The 17,454-nt window shown below is 57.4% G+C and carries 15 protein-coding genes and 1 pseudogene; 11 read left to right on the forward strand and 5 right to left on the reverse strand.

Annotated features, from left to right (window positions below):
• Positions 1-65 precede the first annotated feature (65 nt).
• Positions 66-668 carry a flavin reductase family protein gene (locus VGC62_RS16150; protein ID WP_331188083.1) on the reverse strand — a complete coding sequence of 201 codons (603 nt, stop codon included), beginning with the start codon at positions 666-668 and terminating at the stop codon, positions 66-68.
• Between the two features lie 315 nt (positions 669-983).
• Between VGC62_RS16150 and aztA the strand changes: the two genes are divergently transcribed.
• From aztA to VGC62_RS16165, 3 genes are read left to right on the forward strand one after another with little or no spacing between them, the layout of a single operon-like run.
• The gene (aztA, locus tag VGC62_RS16155; protein ID WP_331188084.1) at positions 984-1,736 is read left to right on the forward strand and encodes a zinc ABC transporter ATP-binding protein AztA; all 753 of its coding nucleotides are present in this window, start codon (positions 984-986) and stop codon (positions 1,734-1,736) included.
• A gap of 44 nt (positions 1,737-1,780) precedes the next feature.
• Positions 1,781-2,602: a metal ABC transporter permease gene (locus VGC62_RS16160; protein WP_414705812.1), complete on the forward strand. Its 822-nt coding sequence runs from the start codon at positions 1,781-1,783 to the stop codon at positions 2,600-2,602.
• A gap of 26 nt (positions 2,603-2,628) precedes the next feature.
• The gene (locus tag VGC62_RS16165) at positions 2,629-3,516 is read left to right on the forward strand and encodes a metal ABC transporter substrate-binding protein (protein ID WP_331188086.1); all 888 of its coding nucleotides are present in this window, start codon (positions 2,629-2,631) and stop codon (positions 3,514-3,516) included.
• A 156-nt stretch (positions 3,517-3,672) separates the two neighbouring features.
• Here VGC62_RS16165 and mdeB read toward each other — a convergent pair whose 3' ends face one another.
• Positions 3,673-6,378 (reverse strand): alpha-ketoglutarate dehydrogenase, encoded by a 2,706-nt coding sequence (mdeB, locus tag VGC62_RS16170; RefSeq protein WP_331188087.1) that lies wholly within the window; start codon positions 6,376-6,378, stop codon positions 3,673-3,675.
• Positions 6,379-6,500: 122 nt separating this feature from the next.
• Between mdeB and VGC62_RS16175 the strand changes: the two genes are divergently transcribed.
• From VGC62_RS16175 to VGC62_RS27765, 4 genes and pseudogenes are all read left to right on the forward strand, one after another.
• Positions 6,501-6,965 carry an Lrp/AsnC family transcriptional regulator gene (locus VGC62_RS16175; protein WP_331188088.1) on the forward strand — a complete coding sequence of 155 codons (465 nt, stop codon included), beginning with the start codon at positions 6,501-6,503 and terminating at the stop codon, positions 6,963-6,965.
• Between the two features lie 78 nt (positions 6,966-7,043).
• Positions 7,044-7,700 (forward strand): HD domain-containing protein, encoded by a 657-nt coding sequence (locus VGC62_RS16180; protein WP_331188089.1) that lies wholly within the window; start codon positions 7,044-7,046, stop codon positions 7,698-7,700.
• An 83-nt stretch (positions 7,701-7,783) separates the two neighbouring features.
• Positions 7,784-8,677: pseudogene (locus tag VGC62_RS27760) on the forward strand (MCP four helix bundle domain-containing protein); the annotation flags it as partial.
• Positions 8,678-8,746: 69 nt separating this feature from the next.
• Positions 8,747-9,535, forward strand: a complete 789-nt coding sequence (locus VGC62_RS27765; RefSeq protein ID WP_414705813.1) for a methyl-accepting chemotaxis protein — start codon at positions 8,747-8,749, stop codon at positions 9,533-9,535.
• Positions 9,536-9,790: 255 nt separating this feature from the next.
• Here the strand turns inward: VGC62_RS27765 and can are convergent, their stop codons facing one another.
• Entirely contained in the window at positions 9,791-10,432 is a 642-nt protein-coding gene (can, locus tag VGC62_RS16190; RefSeq protein WP_331188091.1) for a carbonate dehydratase, read from the reverse strand.
• Positions 10,433-10,580: 148 nt separating this feature from the next.
• On the opposite strand from can, the gene VGC62_RS16195 reads away from it, so the two are divergent.
• Complete coding sequence (locus VGC62_RS16195) at positions 10,581-10,994, forward strand: serine kinase/phosphatase (protein WP_331188092.1); 414 nt, start codon at positions 10,581-10,583, stop codon at positions 10,992-10,994.
• Positions 10,995-10,998: 4 nt separating this feature from the next.
• On the opposite strand, the gene rimI is transcribed toward VGC62_RS16195, so the two are convergent.
• Both rimI and VGC62_RS16205 read right to left on the reverse strand, forming a co-directional pair.
• Positions 10,999-11,451 (reverse strand): ribosomal protein S18-alanine N-acetyltransferase, encoded by a 453-nt coding sequence (rimI, locus tag VGC62_RS16200; protein ID WP_331188093.1) that lies wholly within the window; start codon positions 11,449-11,451, stop codon positions 10,999-11,001.
• Positions 11,444-12,232, reverse strand: a complete 789-nt coding sequence (locus tag VGC62_RS16205; protein ID WP_331188094.1) for an energy transducer TonB — start codon at positions 12,230-12,232, stop codon at positions 11,444-11,446. The genes rimI and VGC62_RS16205 overlap by 8 nt, the downstream gene beginning before the upstream one ends.
• Before the next feature lie 144 nt (positions 12,233-12,376).
• Here VGC62_RS16205 and mksB point away from each other — a divergent pair, with 144 nt between their 5' ends.
• The 3 genes from mksB to mksF are packed head-to-tail and all read left to right on the forward strand — an operon-like array spanning position 12,377 to position 17,182.
• Positions 12,377-13,654 carry an Mks condensin complex protein MksB gene (mksB, locus tag VGC62_RS16210; protein ID WP_331188095.1) on the forward strand — a complete coding sequence of 426 codons (1,278 nt, stop codon included), beginning with the start codon at positions 12,377-12,379 and terminating at the stop codon, positions 13,652-13,654.
• Positions 13,644-14,351: an Mks condensin complex protein MksE gene (gene mksE / locus VGC62_RS16215; RefSeq protein ID WP_331188096.1), complete on the forward strand. Its 708-nt coding sequence runs from the start codon at positions 13,644-13,646 to the stop codon at positions 14,349-14,351. Before mksB ends, mksE begins: the two co-directional genes overlap by 11 nt.
• Positions 14,348-17,182 carry an Mks condensin complex protein MksF gene (gene mksF, locus VGC62_RS16220; RefSeq protein ID WP_331188097.1) on the forward strand — a complete coding sequence of 945 codons (2,835 nt, stop codon included), beginning with the start codon at positions 14,348-14,350 and terminating at the stop codon, positions 17,180-17,182. The genes mksE and mksF overlap by 4 nt, the downstream gene beginning before the upstream one ends.
• Positions 17,183-17,454: the final 272 nt, after the last annotated feature.

The following is a 17,454-nucleotide window of genomic DNA, read 5'->3' on the forward strand; positions in this document are numbered from 1 at the left end:
CCTGATCAACCAATCCCGGCAACAGCGTGCAGCACATCCCCCGTCAAAGAAGACTCGTTTGCTGTTCATTTTCTCTTCAGGACGTCGCCCGTTACCTCATCCCCGATCACCAGGAAATGCCCACCAGCAACGTGATGCAGGGTGCGCAGATCATCATGTCCCTGAAAATGCCAGTGCCCCTCGGAAAACACTCGCTCGTCAGCGTGAGCCGCAACCACTTCGCCAATGAACAAATCGTACTGACCCTGATTATGCGGCTCAGGCAGCAGTCGGCATTCAAGCCACGCCACGCAACCTTCTAGCAGCGGCACATCGATCACTTCGCCCTGGAATGTCGTCAGTCCGTAAGCGCTGAATTTATCGAGGTCCTTTTCCCTGGAAATCTCCAGACCCGAGGTTGAGCCTACGGTTTCGACGATATCAACCTGACTGATGGTCGGAACGTTGATGACGAAAGTGCCGGACGCTTCTACCAACTGGCGTGTCCAGACCGACTTATCCAGCACCACGGTGATTTTCGGCGGCTCGAAATCAAGGGGCATCGCCCATGCGGCAGCCATGATATTGCGCTTGCCATCGTGGGCCGCGCTGACCAATACGGTAGGACCATGATTAAGCAGGCGGTAAGCCTTGGACAACGGGACAGGACGACGGTGGAATGCGGTCATTGGAGTGATCCAGAAAGAAAAGTGCCTACTCTGAAATTACAGGTTTTGAGCTGGCAGGAGAATGCTCAGAGCGAACACGCCTTCAGTCTGTCGCTTCCCTGAACCCGCAATAAATACCCCTTCCCTATGGCCTGGAAATAGTGATGTAATACTATAACAAAACATTTCAGGCCTTCCGTACGTGAAACCTCCTACCCGGCTCCCTCTCGATATCGCGACTTCTGCGCTCGCTCAATCCGCTGGTAAGCGCGTGCTGGTTTCATTGGCCGTGCTTGCGCTGCTGTGGATCAGCGTCGCGTGGGCGGTAGCGATTCCATGAGCGCGGCTATCGATCTTCATGACCTGACCGTGACCTACGAACGGCGTCCGGCAGTGCATCACGTCAATGGACGTTTTGCGGCGGGCAGTCTGACGGCGATTGTCGGGCCTAACGGCGCAGGCAAATCGACGCTGATCAAGGCCATTGCCGGTACGTTGAAACCCGCTGAGGGTCGCGTTGATCGTGGCAGTTTGGCGACGCGGCATATCGGCTATCTGCCACAAGCCGCCGAGATCGACCGCAGCTTCCCGTTGAGCGTGGCGGACACTGTGCTGATGGGCGCCTGGCATCGACTCGGACCGTTTCGTGGCGTGGGCCGCAAGCAAGTTGAGCAGGCGCAGCAAGCATTGCTCGCGGTCGGTCTGGAGGGGTTCGAACAGCGCAGCATCGGTTCGTTGTCTTCAGGGCAATTCCAGCGTGTGTTGTTTGCTCGCCTGTTGTTACAGGACGCGTCGGTGATTTTGCTGGACGAACCGTTCACCGCCATCGACGCCCGCACCACTCGGGATTTACTTAAGTTGATCAGCGGCTGGCACGGCCAGGGACGCACGGTGATCGCGGTGCTGCACGACATTGAACAAGTGCGCCAACACTTTCCAAACACCTTGTTACTGGCTCGGGAAACCATCGCCTGGGGTCGCACCCCCGAGACTTTGAGCAACGACAATCTGCGCCGGGCAAAAAACATGGCAGAGCATTGGAGCGCTGACGCGCAACCCTGCGCGCTCAATGAGGAGGACGACCTGTGACGATTTATCAGGCATTGATCCAGCCCTTTGTCGAATTTGGTTTCATGCGCCGCGCACTGGTCGCGTGCCTGGCGTTAGGCATTGGTTCCGGCCCTGTGGGTGTTTTGTTGATGCTGCGCCGCATGAGCCTGGTGGGCGACGCAATGAGCCACGCTGTTTTGCCCGGCGCCGCGGTCGGGTTTCTGTTTGCGGGGTTGTCGCTGCCAGCGATGGGTTTCGGCGGGCTGATCGCGGGGCTCGCGGTGGCGTTGTTGTCGGGGTTGGTCAGCCGTTTCACGACACTGCGCGAAGACGCCAGCTTTGCCAGTTTTTATCTGACATCGTTGGCGGCTGGCGTGTTGATCGTGTCGTTGCACGGCTCCAATGTGGACCTGTTGCACGTGCTGTTCGGGACCATTCTGGCGATCGACGATCAAGCGATTTTCATGGTTGGCGGTATCGCATCATTCACGTTGATTCTGCTCGCGCTGATCTATCGGCCGTTGATTCTTGAGTGCTTCGATCCCGGTTTTCTCAAGGCCGTCGGCGGACGCGGGTCGCTGTATCACGTGCTGTTTCTGTTGTTGGTGGTACTGAATCTGGTGGCGGGCTTCCAGGCACTTGGCACCTTGATGGCCGTTGGCATGATGATGCTGCCCGCCACGGTCGCACGATTCTGGGCCAACTCTCTGACGGGCATGATCGTGATTTCCACATTGGTGGCAACGCTTTCGGGGTTCATCGGACTCATCGTGTCCTACCACGCCAGCGTCGCCTCGGGCCCAGCCATCGTGCTGACGGCCAGCACGTTTTACCTGTTCTCACTGCTTTTTGGACGCAGCGGATTTCTCCGTCGGCTGTTTCCGAGGGTTCACCTGTCCGGCTGATTGCTCTCTTACACAAAGGAAATCACATGAAACATTTGACGCTTCTGACAGCCGCCTTGGCGCTGTCGGGTCTGGTTAATGGCGCCCAGGCGAAAACCCTTGAAACCGTAGCATCGTTCACCGTTATCGCCGACATGGTGCATAACGTCGGCGGCGACCATGTTCACGTGACCTCGTTGATTGGGCCCAATGGCGACCCGCACGTCTACGAACCAACCCCCAATGATGCGCAAGCCCTGAAGAAAGCCGACGTAGTGTTTGTCAGTGGTCTGCACCTGGAAGGCTGGCTGGATCGGTTGATCACAGCCTCCGGCTATAAAGGTGAACCAGTGGTGCTGTCCAAGGGCATCATGACCCGCAGCATGGAGGAGGATGGCGAGCAAATCACCGATCCGCATGCATGGAACAGCGCGGCCAACGGCGTGGTGTACGTGCGAAATATCATTGCCGCACTGCAGAAAGCAGATCCGGCCAGTGCAGCCGATTACAAAGCCAATGGTGATCGTTACATCAAGCAATTGCAGGACATGGACGCCTATGCCCGTATGCAGATTCAGTCGATCCCCAAGGCCCAGCGCAAGGTGCTGACCTCTCACGATGCCTTCGGTTATTTCGGTGATGCATACGGCGTGACGTTCCTGTCGCCACTGGGTTTCTCCACCGAGACTGAAGCTTCGGCTGCCGACGTGGGCAAACTGATCAATCAGATCAAGCAAGAGCATGTCAGCGCCTATTTCTTTGAAAACTCGGGCGATCCGCGTTTGGTGCAACAGATCGCCAAAGCCAGCGGCGCGCATCCCGGGGGCGAGCTGTATGTCGAGTCGCTGTCGCCTGCAGATGGGCCGGCGGCATCCTACGTGCAGATGTTCCGTTACAACGTCGACAAGCTGACCTCGGCGATGAAGGGGCAGTAAACAAGAAATAAATTACCGGCTGGAGCGAGGCTTGCCCGCCAATGAGGTCAGTACATCCACCTGCACTCAACCAGGTCCACTGCCTTCGCGGGCTGATTCAATCTATGTGGGAGGGAGCTTGCTCGCGATTTGCCTCATGGATGACGACCTGGCGAATCAGCATTCCCACGACGCAGTGCTCTGAACGTCGATGCCATAGCGTTCGATGACCTGCGCGGCAAGCTCTGCCGTGACCTTGCCCTCACGAATCAACGCGGTGATCGCACCGAGCACGATGTGGTGGCGGTCGACTTCGAAGAAGCGACGCAACGCGGCACGCGTGTCGCTACGACCAAATCCATCGGTACCAAGCACGCTGTAACGATCATTGACATAGCAGGCGATCAGTTGTGGCACCGCACGCACGTAATCGGATGCCGCAATGATTGGCGCCCCGCTTGGCAAACACTCGCTCAAATGGCTGCTGCGCGCAGGTTGCCGGGGGTGCAGACGATTCCAGCGCTCGACTTCTCGGGCCTCACGCGCCAGTTCAGTGAAGCTGGTCACGCTCCAGATTTCGCTGTCGATGTGCCAATCGCGCGCCAGCAATTGGGCTGCCGCGATAACCTCGCGCAAAATGGTCCCTGAGCCCAACAACCGCACCGAGCCTTGGGCGTTATCCACAGCCTGCTCGCCAAAGCGATACAAACCGCGAATGATCGATTGCTCAACGCCTTTGGGCAGCGAAGGCTGTGGATAGTTTTCGTTCATCAGGGTGACGTAGTAGAACTCGTCGACATCGTGCTCCAGCATCTGACGCATCCCGTGGTCGAGGATGACAGCAAGTTCCCCGGCGAACGCCGGGTCGTAGGCGCGGCAGTTTGGCACCGTCGACGCCATCAAGTGGCTGGAGCCGTCTTGATGCTGTAAACCCTCGCCGCCCAAAGTGGTGCGCCCTGCCGTGGCGCCAAGCAGAAAACCTCGGGCGCGTTGGTCCGCTGCGGCCCAGATCAGGTCCCCGACACGCTGAAAACCGAACATCGAATAGTAAATGTAGAACGGCAACATGCGCAGGCCATGCACCGAATAACTAGTGGCCGCCGCAACCCAGGAGCTGATCGCGCCCGCTTCGCTAATCCCCTCTTCGAGAATCTGCCCGTTGGTGGCCTCGCGATAGCTGAGGATCGAGCCAATATCTTCTGGCTCATAACGCTGGCCGACGCTGGAATAAATCCCAATCTGCTTGAACAAATTGGCCATACCAAACGTGCGCGCTTCATCGGCCACAATGGGCACCACACGCGGACCGAGTTGTTTGTCCTTGAGCACATTGCTGAGCATGCGCACGAAGGCCATGGTGGTGGACATTTCCTTGCCATCGGCCTGCGTGGCGAACTCGCCATAAGTGGCCAACGCAGGTACCGGGATCTTCTCGGCCATCGTGCTGCGGCTCGGCATAGAGCCACCTAATGCCTGACGACGCTGTTTCAGGTAACGCATTTCGGCGCTGTTGGCGTCGGGCTTGTAGAAGCTCAGGTTTTCAACCTGCTCATCGGTCAACGGCAAATGGAAGCGCTTGCGAAAAGCGATCAACGCCTCGCGATCCAGCTTCTTCTGCTGGTGCGTGGTCATCTTGCCCTGCCCGGCTTCGCCCATGCCGAAACCCTTTTTAGTCTGGGCCAGAATCACTGTTGGCTGGCCTTTGTGCCGCGTCGCAGCTTGATAGGCAGCGAAGATTTTTACCAGATCGTGACCGCCGCGTTTGAGACGGTCGATCTGCTCGTCGGTGAGTCCTTGCGCCAGTGTGCTCAAGGCTTGGTTCTGGCCAAAGAAGTGCTCACGGTTGTAACGGCCGTCCTTGGCCGCGAACGTCTGAAACTGGCCGTCAACGGTTTGCGACAAGGCGCGCACAAGCGAGCCATCCTTGTCGCGCATAAACAAACTGTCCCAATCAGAACCCCAAACCAGCTTGATCACATTCCAACCGGCACCACTGAATAACGCTTCCAGCTCATCGATGATTCGCCCGTTACCGCGCACCGGACCGTCGAGGCGTTGCAGGTTGCAGTTGACCACCCAGGTCAGGTTGTCGAGACCTTCACGCGCCGCCAGGGTTAACGCGGACATGCTTTCGGGCTCGTCCATCTCGCCATCACCGAACACGCCCCAAACGTGACGCTCGTGGGTGTCCTGTAAGCCGCGATGCCCTAAATAGCGCATAAACCGCGCCTGGTAGATCGAGCTGATCGGCCCGATACCCATTGATCCGGTAGGGAACTGCCAGAAGTCCGACATCAGCCAAGGATGTGGATAACTCGACAGGCCCTTGGCACCTACTTGTCGCGCACCGATTTCCTGCCGATAGTGAGCCAGATCCTCATCGGTCAAGCGACCTTCGAGATACGCGCGGGCATAAATTCCCGGCGCCGAATGCGGCTGATAAAACACCAGGTCGCCGCCGAAAACGTCGCTCCTGGCGCGGAAAAAGTGATTGAAGCCGACCTCGAACAAATCGGCAGCGCTGGCGTAACTGGCGATATGACCGCCCAACTCGCCGTATGCCTGATTGGCTCGCACCACCATCGCCAAGGCGTTCCAGCGCATCAGTGAAGCGAGGCGTTCCTCGATGGCCAGATCACCAGGAAACGCCGGTTGCCGGTCCACCGGGATGGTATTGATGTAGGGCGTGCCGTGTTGCGGTTGCCAACCAATCGAAGGATCACGGGCGATGCTGGCGAGCATGTCGAGGATCTCCCGAGCGCGTTCGGGACCGGCGTTTTCCACCAACGACAGCAGTGCTTCACGCCATTCCGCCAGCTCTAATTGGTCGTTCGGGTGTGGGTCGTTGGCCGCGACAGGAACACTGGAATCGAAATGGCTCATAGACACCTCCACTTAAGTTTGGAAAAGTCTATGCTCCAGGACGCAGATTTTGTGACTGAACGGCGAGACAAGAAACCTCATCTACAGCATAAAACGCTAAAAAACAGGCGGTTCGAAGCACGATGCACTTTGACAGCATTGACCTAAAAATCCTCCGCGAACTGCAGCGCGACAGCAGCCTATCCAACGTCGAACTGGCCAAAAGGGTTCATCTGTCGCCCTCGCCCTGCCTCGCCAGAGTGAAAGCCCTTGAGGCCAGCGGCTGCATTCGTGAGTACGTAGCGCTGCTGGCGCCCGAGCATCTTGGTTTGCGCCTGAACGTGTTCATTTCCATCAGCCTCAAGGAACAAAGCCGCGAGGCGCTACAGAACTTCGAACGCCGAGTGTGTGAATGCGAAGAAGTCATGGAGTGCTATTTAATGACCGGCGACGCAGACTATCTGTTGCGTGTAGTGATGGCCGACATGCAGGCGCTGGAGCACTTCATTATCGAGCGTCTGTCGCCCATGCCGGAGGTTGAGAAAATCCGCTCCAGCCTTTCGCTCAAGCAGGTACGGTACAAGACTGCGTTACCGTTGAAGTCTTGAGCGATAAACCGAGCGCCCGGCGTACACCTATATTCGTAAACTGCCAAACTCGCTGCCGGATGTGACTTGGACTAACCGATGAATCCACTCTCGTTTGCACCGTTTCAGTACCTTGCCGATCTGTTGATCCCACACACCGTGACTGAAAAACTCGACGGCTCGCACGACGAATCACACCTGCATCGCGTCTGGCAAAACGTCTGTGCGATCCGTGACAAGGAAGGCGGCGATAACGAAGTGCTATTAGCGGCGACGCTATTGCACGATTGCGTGTCGGTCGAAAAAAACTCCAGGTTCAGGTCTGGCGCCTCTCGCCTGGCAGCCGCGAAAGCTACGGAGTTGTTGTCAGAGATGGGCTGGGACGAAGAGCGAATCGCCGCTGTCGCTCACGCTATCGAAGCCCACAGTTACTCAGCCGCGATCACACCGACCACCCTTGAAGCAAAAATCCTGCAAGACGCCGACCGGCTCGACGCCCTCGGTATGATCGGCGTTGCCCGGCTGTTCTACATTGCCGGACGCATGGGCAGCCAACTGTATGACGCTACAGACCCTCAGGCCGAAAAACGACCGTTCGACGACAAGCGCTACGCGGCAGATCATTTCAAGACCAAGATTTTTGGGCTGGCACAAGGTTTCCAGACCTGCACCGGCGCAGCCCTCGCACAGATCAGGCATGAACGAGCTGTGCGCTTTTTGGCTGAGTTTATGGAGGAAGTGGGCGCCGGGCGCTGAAATCGCCGAGAGGCACTCAACCCGCACTTGATACCGTTTGTCACCCTGAACGGAAAAACACCATAAAACTGAAATATTTCCATATGGATGTCATAAAGACATCATGGAAGCTCTCTATAACCAATGTCTCCGGTGTATTCGTCGATGGGGATTGGTTCGAAGTGAAAACGTTATTACCTCGATTGCTCGGTCACTCCTCCAAACCCACCCTTTTGCGTCGCTTGAAAATCACACAGCGGCTGATTCTGTGCTTCAGCATCACTGCGTTATTGCTGACGGCATTGGGGGTGTTTTGTCTGCTGCAGATGCAGAGCATCCGTGAACAGGGGGAGGCCGTTGAAAGCGGCACATTGCCCAGCATCGCCATGGCCGATGCGATTGCAATCGACCTGATCAAGCTGCGCGGCGAGAGCGCACGCCTGATCGCCAACGCTGACGATCCGAGTGCGGTGGTCACCAGCAAAATCAACGTCGAGCAACTCAGGAATGAAGTTGAAAAAGGCTTCAACGACTATCTTGCGCATGCCACCGACAGCACCGAACGTGATTCGATTAACGCATTGCAGGACGCCTACAAAGCGTTCATGCCGGGGCTGCACGATGAGATTGGCCTGATTGAACAACGCAAGCTCGATGACGCGCGAACACTGCTCAATACCACCCTGAGCATGCAAGGCGATTTAATGGACATGCAGGTGCAGTTGCTGCGTGAGCTGAATAAGCAGAGTGCGTCGGCCGCGGTCGACGAAGCCAGTAGCCGATTTCAACAAACCCGCATCATCGCCCTCAGCGCCATCGTCGTGGCATTGGTGCTCACCTTGCTGCTGGCCTGGCGCCTGAGCGTGAGCATCATTCGTCCAGTACGCTACGCCTTGCAGATCGCCAGCATCATTGCCGACGGCGACCTTAGCCCTCAACCGATTCCCGATGGTAAGGACGAAACCGCTCAGTTGCTGATCATGCTGGGGCGGATGCGCGGCAATCTTCACGGCACGATTGATCAAATTTGCGCTGCCGCGACACAGCTAACTCAGTCGGTGCAGGAAATGGGCGCAATTGCCGAAGCCAGCGCGCAGAACCTCAAGCTGCAAAACGACGAAATCGAGCAGGCTGCGGTGGCGGTTAACCAGATGAGCCAGGCGGCAGGAGCTGTGGCGGATAACGCCATGAATACATCGACCGAATCTCAGGCCTCCAACGCGGCGGCCGCGCAAGGACGGGAGCGGCTGTCTGGCACCATTGAGTCGATCAGGGAGTTGACCGACAACGTGCTCGATTCGTCGCATCAAGCGCAAGGGCTGGCCGAGCGCACGCTGAGCATCAGCAAGATTCTCGACGTGATCCGCGCCATTGCCAACCAGACCAACCTGCTGGCACTCAACGCAGCAATCGAAGCAGCTCGCGCAGGCGAGGCAGGACGTGGGTTTGCGGTGGTTGCCGACGAGGTACGTTCGCTTGCCCAGCGCACCAGCGCTTCAACGGCAGAGATCGAAGGACTGATCAGCGGCGTGCAGAAGAGCACGCAAGAAACCGCCCAAGCGTTGCGTGTGACCGCAGCACAGGCCAGCCTGACACTGGAACATGCGGCCGCGACCAACCAAGCGCTGACCGTGATCATCAGCTCGACCTCGACCATCAGCGATCGAAACGTGCTGATCGCCAGCGCCGCCGAACAACAGGCGCAAGTGGCCAGTGAGGTTGACCGTAACCTGAGCAGCATTCGTGACTTGTCGACGCAATCGGCCTCGGGCGCCCAGCAAACGACAGTGGCGAGCAACGCGCTATCAATGCTGGCGACGGACTTGAATACGATGGTGCAGCGGTTTGTGTTGTAACCCGTCTGGATGTCATCTGTACCTGTAGAGACTCTGTTCCCGATCAAGCTTTCAGCAGGTATTTTTCGCTGAAAAGCCTGGCCGTATCAAATGCTTCACCACTGCCAATCGCGCATGTCTTCAATGTAGCGGGGGCAGGAGCGAACGTGTTCGCGAGGCGGTGTGGCAGGCGCACCGTGTTTGTCGCCTCGCCAACAAGTTGGCTCCTACAGATCGTGGGGCAGACAGAGTTTGATCAGCAAGTACCCTAAGGAATTATTCCCCCTGCGGCCTCAACCGATACTGCGGCGGCAATTGCTCGAAACCGCTGATGGTCGCGTTCAGACTTTTCCAGCGACCATCCTTAATGCCGTAGATGCAACCATGCACTGACAGCTTCTGTCCGCGATGCCACGCGTTCTGCACGATGCTGGTATGGCCAACGTTCGCCACCTGCTGAATCACATTCAGTTCGCACAGACGATCAACACGCTCCTCTTCGGTCGGCAGCGTGGCGAGCAGCTCTCGATTCTCGTAATACAGATCGCGAATCGAGCGCAGCCAGCCATCGATCAAGCCGAGCTGGCGATTCTGCATCGCGGCGCGTACACCGCCACAGCCGTAGTGGCCAGTGACCAGGATGTGTTTAACCTTGAGCACGTCGACGGCGTATTGAATGACCGACAGGCAGTTCAAGTCAGTGTGGAGCACGACGTTGGCAACGTTGCGGTGGACGAACAGGTCGCCTGGCAGCATGCCGACGATTTCATTGGCGGGAACGCGAGCATCCGAACAGCCGATCCACAGAAATTCCGGGGTCTGTTGACGTGCCAGCTTGGCGAAGAACTCAGGATCTTCTTCCTTGATGGCAGCGGCCCAGCGCTCGTTGTTGTCGATCAGGTCTTGTAGCTCGTTCATGCGTTGATGCCTCGAAAATGGTGCTCAGCTATGACTGGCGCTCGACGCTCCAGGTCACGCCCTATTTGCGCCACTACAGAACAAAAAGGAATCTTCAGCAGTGGCGTCGGTCCACCTAATTAAGGCCTAAAAACATGAGGATTTCGCCATGACCGATGAACGCCGCCCTTTTGGTGCCACCCAACCCGAACCCATCGATGACAACGAAGACCGGATGGGCTCGATGGAAGAGCTGAACTTCAATGACAATAACGAACCCAGCGGTCGAATCGGTGACACCCTCCCGGCCGACGAACTGGAAAATTACATTCCTGACGAGCGTGCCCGCGAAGCCGGCATGACCGGAGCATCCACTGACGACCATGAGCCGACCGACGACGACATGAGCCCGGAAACGCTGATTGATGAAGACGGCGCCCGCTCAGCCCATGAAGAAGGTGAAGGCGGCCCGGCCGATTTCGACCTGAGTATTGTCGATGAGGACGAAATCGGCGCGGGCGGTGGTCTGGATGAGGAAGAAATGGCTATTTTCGACCCGCTGGATGGCAAACCCGACGTCTGAATAATTAGTCCAGCAGTGTGCAAGCCATGACCAGTGCGTCTTCTCGCCCGCCGATGGCCGGGTAATAATCGCGACGCCGGCCTATCTCGTTGAAGCCATAGCGCTCATACAGACGATAGGCCGACTGGTTGCTGGCCCTTAGTTCCAGAAAGCACTCCCGACCGTTCAGTTCGTAAGCACGCTTCATCAGACGATCCAGCAGCAACAATCCCAGACCTCGGCCCTGGCTTTCAGGCTTGACCGTGATGTTGAGCAGATGCGCTTCATCGATGATCACATTGATCACCCCGTGTCCCACTTGCTGCTCGCCTTCGAACATCAACCAGATTTCGTATGACTTCAAGCCGTCCAGAAAGATGCCACGCGTCCACGGATGGCTAAACGCTGCGTATTCGATTTTCAGCACTGCATCGAGGTCCGCCTCGGTCATCGGGCGAAAAGTTACTGCGTCACTCATTTACGGTCTTCCAACGAGCCATTAGTCGACGCATGGATTTCCACACCTCGGCTTTGCGCTGAGGCTCGTCCATTAAGAGTTCAAGCCCTGGCAGCGCCCAGGCAGCCCCCAGGCCATCGACCTGAAGCTCACGATTGTAGGATTGAGCGTCAGATTCACCGGCAAACCTCAGCGCCGGCAATCCGATCAGCCAAAGAAGGCTGCAAGGCGCTTCTTCGAGACGAGCAAACAGGAAGCCCTGAACGAAGTCACGCGCCGCTTCCGGCCCTTGGTCCATCTGACCGCGAACCAGCAACGGCCAGCGTACAGGCTCACCGATAATCTGCGGGCTGTCCGGCAGACCGGCGGCGCGCAGCATGTCCTTGAGCAACAAATACGAAGGATCGCGGCTCTGGAATGGCTCGCCTGTGGCCAGCTCCACCAACAGCAGGCAACTGCCAGCGCGCAGTAATTGCAGGGCGAAACGCGGCGGCGGTATGACAGGCGCTTTGACCGCCACAGGTGCGGCGGCATCCTCTTTCACAGCAGCCTTTACCGTTGGTTTCACCACTGGGCGCGGCATCTCCACCTTTGGCCGCTCGACAGCGTGCGCCGCTGATTGCGGCCGAGACGGCGCGGCCTCGGCCATCACCTGCGGCTCCGGTTCGGCAACCGGCGCTTCGACCAGTGGCGCAAGCAGTTCAGGACGCGACGGGGCGGCAAAAGGTAATTCGGTGCGCGGCAGCCAATTGACCACCTGCATGGCGGTCATATAAGCGCGGCGGCGGGACTCGTTGAGCAAAGGGCGGCCACCTGTGGATAAGTTAGGCAGGCGATTCTACAGACCTTCGTCGTTTCGCGCCGCAGTTGATCGACCGAGAGTGAAAACCGGCCTCGGCTATGCAGTACAATTGCCGCTTTTATTCGCTAACCAGCCGGCCATCCAATGATCGAACCTAAGCGCGTCCTGCGCGCCCTTGCCGAACACTGGGCACTGCTTGAGCCACTGTGCGAGCACTTCGACCAGGGCACGTTAAGCCTGAGCGAATTGCGCCTGCAATTGGCGGCCCAGCAAATCGAAAGTACTCCACAGGACATCACCCACCTGCTGGATGTGTGGATTCGCCTCGACATTCTGGTCCCGGTGGCCAAAAGCCCGAATCGTTTCGAGCTGAATGCGCAGATCCACGACTTTTTGTCCTATCTGCGTCGCGAGCATCGCCTCGGCCTGTGCCTGGAAATAGAAGCCTATCTGCGCCATCTGGAGCGCCTGGCCGGTTATATCCAGGACGCCTTCGACGTGCGTGACGCCGACGATCTCGCCCGTCAGTTGCGTTTGCTAGATATGCGCGTGCGCGACGTCTTGAAAAAACTCGCCAATGACGAACAGGCGCTAGTGTCCGTGGCCGAACGCGCCAAGACCAGTGACCGGCAGATTCCATTACGCCAGCGTTATGCCGAAGTACTGGCGACATGGGATGAATACGTCGAACCGATGATTCAACTGGTGAATGCCGACGGCGCCTTCGAGCAAGGCGTACGCAAGGTCGAAAACGTGCTGCTGCGCATGCTCACTGACCAGCAGCGTCTGGGGCATATCGTCGATGACGACATGTTGCTGCGAACCCACGCGCGCATCCTCGAAATGCAGACCAGCGCGCAGTTGACCTTGCGTCATGCTCGCGAGCTGTTGCTGCCGTTGCGCGAAGAAGCCCGACGTCACAATGCCGTGACCCGTGGCGCCGCGCTGGCCTTGTCGGCGATTCGTCGCAAGGGTATCGACGCAGTGCCACAAGCGGCAATGCCGATGTTCACCCGTCCACAAAGCACCTTCCTGGGCAGCGCGAACCAGGTCGAAGCCTATGTCTACGCGCTGGCTCGCTTCGAGCCGAAACCGGCGCGCTTCCCTAAGGCCAACACCACCCGCAAGGGCGAGCCACCCAAGGCACCACGTACGGTCAAGGAAATGATCGAGCGCTGCGAAGGCGCATTACCAATGCCGGACTTGATGGTGTGGCTGCTGGAGCAGGAACCCACCGGCGCCACCGACGAATTGCTGTATTGGTTCTCGCGCCTGTCGCGGGACAAACGCTTTCAGCGCGAGCGTCTCGAACGCCGCGAATATTTGACACAGGAGCACCGGGTCAGCCTGCGCTCCTTCGCCCTGCTCTCGAGCATAGACGTCACCCCAGAGAATTCGGAGGGCACCGCCCATGCATCTTGATCTGTCCGAAATGTCCCAGCTCGCACCGATCTTCCGCGAACTGTTCAAGGGCTATCACATCAGCCGCCGCGACCCGGAGCTGTACGCCCAACTGTCGAACTCGCAAGACCAATATCGAACCCTGTTCAAGGCGCTGGGCTTTGAGCTGGTGTGCGATACCCGTGGCTTCTATTACTTCGTGCCGGATCTGGCCGCCGCACAAGTGAACAAAACCGCTCAGCGGCTGGCGTTGTTTACCTTCATTCTGGTTGAGCACCTGGCCGATCAGGGTCGTGATCCGGTGGCCGTATTGGATGGTGGCAGCCTGGGCCGCGAAGAACTGCCCTCCTTGCTGGAAAAGTATCGAGACCTGTTCCTGCAGGCCGAAGTCCAGACCCAGGAAGAGCTTGAAGAAAAAATCATGCGCCGCATGACTCAACTGGGTTTTGCCAGCGAAGAAATGGGGGTTTTCCGTTTTCTGCCGCCGATGCATCGTTTCCTTGATGTCTGCCTCTCGGTCCAGCAGGACCGCGACCTGGCGGCCAGTTTGCACAGTGATCTACCATTGCCTACGCCAATACTGATCGATGACGACAACGACGAAAAATTGCTCGAAACCGACGACCCACTCGACCTCGCCGAATTCGAAGAGGTCGAACTCACCGACGAGCAGGCCTTGGCCCGCGCGATTGCCGAAGAACAGGAGCTTGATGCATGAGCCAGGAACGCTATGGCATTCGCCGCTTTGCTCTACTGAACACGGCCGGTTACAGCCTGGGCCTGTTCCCGCTGGAACATCCTTTGTCGGTCTACGGCGCTAACAACCTGGGCAAAAGTGCGTCGATCAACGCGCTGCAATTCCCGATTCTGGCGCGCATGTCGGACATGAGCTTTGGCAAATACAGCCTGGAGCAGTCCCGCCGCTTCTACTTTGCCTCGGATACCAGCTACATCCTGGTGGAAGTCGCCCTGCCCCACGGTCCACACGTGATTGGCGTAGTAGGTCGCGGGCCGGGCGGTGGCTTCGGTCACCAGTTCTTTGCCTACGCGGGCAAGCTGGACCTGGCGCACTACCAAAGGAACGACACGTGCCTACGGCAGAAAGAGCTGTTCAGCAACCTCGAAAGCCAAGGCTTGAAAGCTTACGAACTAAAGCCCGATGAGTTGCGTCGTTTGCTGGTGGGCGGCCATACCTCGATTCCGCTGGACCTGACACTGATCCCGCTGCGCTCCACCAGCGAGCAAAGCCTCAAGACCTTCCGCGCGCTGTTTATCAACTTGCTGCATATGCGTGAAATCACTGCCGCCAAACTCAAACAACTGTTCCTCGATGCATTCGAGCACAGCTTGCGTTCCGGCAGCGTCGATTACATTGCTGCGTGCGAAGAGGCTTTCCGCGATGTACGACGCATGGAGCAGGATTACAACGCACTCGTCTTGGCCGGCCCGCTGGTAGAAGCGCTGGCCAATGGCGTCAAGCAGCGGGAAGTGTTGCGCGGCAAGCTGCATCGCCTCTCTCCACTGCTGGACTCGTTGCTTGGCACGTGGCAGGACTACTCCAACGCGCGCAAGGAAGAGTTAGTCATTCAGGCCGAACATTACCGTGGCGAGCAAGATGCATTACAAAACGATCAGCGCGGCGGCACTCAAGAGCTGATGCGGCTCGAGCGTGAGATCAGTGGGATTCAACGCTGGATCGGCGAACTGGCCGTGCTTAAAAACCGCTTTGCGTTGGTCGAAGATGTGCGCGTTCTTGAGCAGCAATTACTGGCAGCCAAAGACGCACATGATGAACTGGCGGGCGCACTGGCCCAGTCACGTCAGTTCAGTGCTGAGGATTTGGACGAGCGTCTGCGGGATCTGGAAAAGCGTCTGAAGTCGGTCAAACAGCAACTCGATCATGCCGACAACAACAGCTATGCCCGCCTGCGTGAAGAGTTTTCGCAACCGGATGTCGAGCGTTTAATGCGCCTGTTCAACAGTGCGCTGTTCAGTTTGCCGTTGGGCGAACAGGGCATCGCACTGGACGACGGCGACGCTTGGGTTAAATCGTTGGAAGCGATTCTGGATGGCTTTAAAGGCGAACACTTTGAAGTACCGGGCCTGTCGATCAACCTGTCACACATCGAACCACCGGCTCTGCAGGCATTGGCTGATCGAGCGGCGTTACGCGATCAGAAAGAACGTCTTGAGAAAGAACTCAAACAGCTAAAAACCCAGCAAGCCGTAGCCGCTGACCGCGCGGCGAGCAAGACCCAGACCGAAGTGCTGTACCAGCAAGTTCTCGATGCACAGAAAGCGCTGGAAGACTTCCGTCGTTCGCAGACGTTGTCGGCCGAGGAGCCTGAGAAGCATGAGCAACTGGCGCAAATGGAAGCAGCTCAGGATGAACTGAAGCGTTCGTCCGATGCATTTACCGAACGCGTTCAGCAACTGTCGGCCAAACTCCAATTGGTCGCACGTCAGATCGGCGATCTTGAGTCCAAGCAGCGCACGCTGGACGATGCACTGCGTCGTCGTCAGTTGCTACCGGCGAATCTGCCGTTCGGTACGCCGTGCATGGATCCGGTGGATGACTCGCTTGAAAACCTCTTGCCGCTGCTCAACGACTATCAGGACAGTTGGCAGGGTCTACAGCGTTGCGATGGTCAAATCGAAGCGCTATATGCCCAGATTCGCTTGAAGGGTGTGGCCAAGTTCGACAGCGAAGATGACATGGAGCGTCGTCTGCAATTGTTGATCAATGCTTATGCACATCGTCAGGATGAAGCGCTGACGCTGGGCAAAGCTCGTCGTGCTGCGGTGACCGACATCGCTCGCACGCTACGCAACATTCGTAGCGACTACGACAGCCTTGAGCACCAGTTGGCGCTGTTCAACCGTGAGATCAATAAACGTCAGGTCTCCAACCTCGAAAGCTTCCGTATCGTCTTGGCGCCTAACAAGGAAGCGCTCAAGCATATCGATCAGATTATCCACAGCGCCGGGCAATATGAAGAAGGCGAAACTCTGTCGGTGTTCGATCTGAGCCAGAGCGCGGACCAAGACAACAAAAACGAAGAAGCCAAGGAGTATCTTGCGCGCCTGGTTGCAGCGAACCACAACCAATTGGGGCTGAAAGATCTCTTCGAGTTGGCCTTCGAGATCACCAAAGTCAACGGTCAGCCGGTTATCCACACCGATATCGACGGTGCAGCGTCCAACGGCACGACGATGACCATCAAGGCACTCACTAACATGTACTTGTTGCTGCACTTGATGGATCGCGAACAGGCCGGTCGCATTCGTCTCCCTTATTATCTGGATGAGGCGGCAGACATTGATGAGAAGAACCAGGCTGCACTGTTAGAAACCAGCCTGCAGTTGGGCTTCGTCCCTATTCTGGCAAGCGTTAAGCCCCAGGTGTCTGCTCATGTAGCGATTGGCCTTGAGGGCGGTAGCGGACCTGCCGGCATCTATATCGATGAAGCAGACTGGAAGTACATTCGTCGTCGTGATGAAGTTGTGAAAGAGAAGACTGTCGAGCTCTTGGAAGAGGCGGCTGAATGAGTTGAGCTGACGGGGATGGAAGGTCGCATGAAGATGCGGCCTTTTTTATTTCACGATGACTCCAGCACCGAAATTCGCTGGACTACACCTCAGCCAGATACAGTAGTTTTATCAATAACTTAGGCGAGTTAAACATATGCCGGTGCTTTCCGAAACCTGACCTGACTTCCGACCGCCAGACTCCTATCCGGCCCTTGGAATCCGGGTCTTTCCAAGGAGTCATCATGGCTAAGATCAAACTCATTAAGTCCGCTGTCGATGCGGCGCAACCC

This window comes from Pseudomonas sp., assembly GCF_036404235.1.
Lineage (GTDB): Bacteria > Pseudomonadota > Gammaproteobacteria > Pseudomonadales > Pseudomonadaceae > Aquipseudomonas.

Bases quoted from the DNA above. Each gene is read 5' to 3' on its own strand.
- VGC62_RS16180 (WP_331188089.1), top strand. From the start codon at position 7,044: ATGAATCCACTCTCGTTTGCACCGTTTCAGTACCTTGCCGATCTGTTG.
- aztA (WP_331188084.1), top strand. From the start codon at position 984: ATGAGCGCGGCTATCGATCTTCATGACCTGACCGTGACCTACGAACGG.
- mksF (WP_331188097.1), top strand. From the start codon at position 14,348: ATGAGCCAGGAACGCTATGGCATTCGCCGCTTTGCTCTACTGAACACG.
- can (WP_331188091.1), bottom strand. From the start codon at position 10,432: ATGAACGAGCTACAAGACCTGATCGACAACAACGAGCGCTGGGCCGCT.
- rimI (WP_331188093.1), bottom strand. From the start codon at position 11,451: ATGAGTGACGCAGTAACTTTTCGCCCGATGACCGAGGCGGACCTCGAT.
- mksE (WP_331188096.1), top strand. From the start codon at position 13,644: ATGCATCTTGATCTGTCCGAAATGTCCCAGCTCGCACCGATCTTCCGC.
- VGC62_RS16175 (WP_331188088.1), top strand. From the start codon at position 6,501: ATGCACTTTGACAGCATTGACCTAAAAATCCTCCGCGAACTGCAGCGC.
- mdeB (WP_331188087.1), bottom strand. From the start codon at position 6,378: ATGAGCCATTTCGATTCCAGTGTTCCTGTCGCGGCCAACGACCCACAC.
- VGC62_RS16195 (WP_331188092.1), top strand. From the start codon at position 10,581: ATGACCGATGAACGCCGCCCTTTTGGTGCCACCCAACCCGAACCCATC.
- mksB (WP_331188095.1), top strand. From the start codon at position 12,377: ATGATCGAACCTAAGCGCGTCCTGCGCGCCCTTGCCGAACACTGGGCA.
- VGC62_RS16165 (WP_331188086.1), top strand. From the start codon at position 2,629: ATGAAACATTTGACGCTTCTGACAGCCGCCTTGGCGCTGTCGGGTCTG.
- VGC62_RS27765 (WP_414705813.1), top strand. From the start codon at position 8,747: ATGGGCGCAATTGCCGAAGCCAGCGCGCAGAACCTCAAGCTGCAAAAC.
- VGC62_RS16150 (WP_331188083.1), bottom strand. From the start codon at position 668: ATGACCGCATTCCACCGTCGTCCTGTCCCGTTGTCCAAGGCTTACCGC.
- VGC62_RS16160 (WP_414705812.1), top strand. From the start codon at position 1,781: ATGCGCCGCGCACTGGTCGCGTGCCTGGCGTTAGGCATTGGTTCCGGC.